The 1,767-nt window shown below is 73.0% G+C and carries 3 protein-coding genes; 1 reads left to right on the top strand and 2 read right to left on the bottom strand.

The genetic code is table 11. The features are described 5' to 3' along the window. Together D471_RS0118340 and mltG are read right to left on the bottom strand one after the other, a co-directional pair. On the bottom strand, nt 1-647 hold a 647-nt coding region (locus D471_RS0118340; RefSeq protein ID WP_017599965.1), incomplete at its 3' end, for a shikimate dehydrogenase. 15 nt (nt 648-662) lie between these two features. Beyond that, entirely contained in the window at nt 663-1,331 is a 669-nt protein-coding gene (mltG, locus tag D471_RS37720; RefSeq protein WP_017599966.1) for an endolytic transglycosylase MltG, read from the bottom strand. Here mltG and D471_RS41905 point away from each other — a divergent pair. Further along, nucleotides 1,324-1,767: hypothetical protein (locus tag D471_RS41905; protein ID WP_241479654.1), on the top strand; the 444-nt coding region annotated here is incomplete at its 3' end. The two genes, mltG and D471_RS41905, sit on opposite strands and share 8 nt — an antisense overlap.

A 1,767-nucleotide genomic window follows, 5' to 3' on the forward strand; every position in this document is an offset into this window, starting at 1 on the left:
CACGGCGAGTAGACGACGTCGAACAGGTCGGCGCGCGAGGCGGCCAGGAGGTCGGCGTGGCGGTCGGCCGCGCCCGAGGGCAGGGACGACACGACCAGGTCCACGTCCAGGTGGGCGCCGATCTCGGTGAGCGGCGCGACCCGCACGGGGTGCCCGAGCCGCTCCGCCGCGGCGGTGACCTCGCCCGTGCGGGACGTGTCGCGGGCCAGGACCGTGACGGCCGAGGTGAGGCCCAGCCGGAGCAGTGCCGCGAGCGCGGAGGCAGCCGTGGCTCCCGCGCCCAGGATGACCGCCTCGCGCGGTGCGCCGATCCCGGCCTCGGCGAGCGCGGTGGCCACACCCTCGACGTCGGTGTTGTGGGCGTGCCACCCGCCGTCGACGGGGATGAGGGTGTTGGCCCCGCCCACCCGGCGGGCCAGGTCGCCGACCCTGTCGGCCAGGTCCAGGGCCCTGCGCTTGAGCGGCATGGTCAGTGACAGGCCGGCCCACGTCTCGTCGAGTTCCTTGAGGAAGGGCGCCAGCTCCTCCTCGTCACACTCGTACCGGCCGTAGGACCAGTCGTCCAGGCCCATCGCGGCGTAGGCGGCGGTGTGCAGGACCGGTGAGAGCGAGTGGGCCACCGGCGAGCCCAGGACCGCGGCGCGCACGGGCGCCTCCCTTCCCTACCAGCCGTCGCTGTACTCGGCCACCATCTGGTTGTGCTCCTCCAGGGTCCGGGAGAAGCCGGTCTCACCGGTCTCGGGATTGACGAGCGCGAAGTAGAGGTAGTCCACGTCCGCCGGTTCCAACGCGGCCTCGATGGCGGCCTGTCCGGGAGCCACGAACGGGCCGGCGGGCAGGCCGGCCCCNTCGATCTGCTGCTGCTCGGTCAGCGCGAGGCCGTGCGTGCCGAGCGCGTAGAAGCACGTGCTGTCCATCTGGAGCGGCATGCCCTGGTTCAAACGGTTGTGCACGACCGCCGAGATGTTGGCCATGTCCTCCTCGCGGCCGCTCTCCGCCTGGACGATGGAGGCGATCGCCATGACCTGGTTGGGGTCGTATCCCAGGCCCTCCGCACGCTGCTCCAGGTCGATCTCCTGGGCGACCCGGCGGAACTCCGTGACCATGGTCCGCAAGACCCCGGCCGGCTCGGCGCCGGGGTCGAACCGGTAGGTCTCGGGGAACAGGTACCCCTCGGGGCCCTGGGTCGCGTACTCGGGCAGCCCCAGGTCGGCGTTGTCGTAGGCCTCCTCCAGGTCGGCCACCGGGATGCCCAGCTGCTCCGAGAGGGTCTGGAGGACGCCGTCGCCCTCCTCGACCGCCTGCGCCCGCAGCCCCTCCGGGATGGTCACCCGTCCCGCCGAGGCGGTTGGCGTCGTCGAGCAGGGCGGCCACCGCGCTCTCGCCGCTCATGTTCTCGGCCAGGGAGTAGGTACCGGGCTCCAGCCCGCCCCCGCCCTCGTCCTCGGCGTCACCGAGCGCGGCGGTGAAGGCGCGGACGCTGGCGACCACACCGGCCTCGACCAGGGCCTCGCCGACCGCGGCGCCGGACTGGCCGTTCTCGATGACGAAGACGACCTCACCCGCCCCCTCCCCGTCGTAGTCGGCGGGCACGACGTAGCGGAACGCGCCGTAGCCGCCCGCGCCGACGACCAGGACGAGCACGACGGCGGCCGCGGCCGTCAGCTTCCTGCCCCGGTTCCTACGGGCCTTGGCTCCGCCCGAACGCTTGTTCCTCTGCGCCTGCTTGAGTTGCTTGCGCTTTCTGCGGCTGCCGCCGTAGGCCTC

The organism is Nocardiopsis lucentensis DSM 44048, from assembly GCF_000341125.1.
GTDB lineage: Bacteria > Actinomycetota > Actinomycetes > Streptosporangiales > Streptosporangiaceae > Nocardiopsis > Nocardiopsis lucentensis.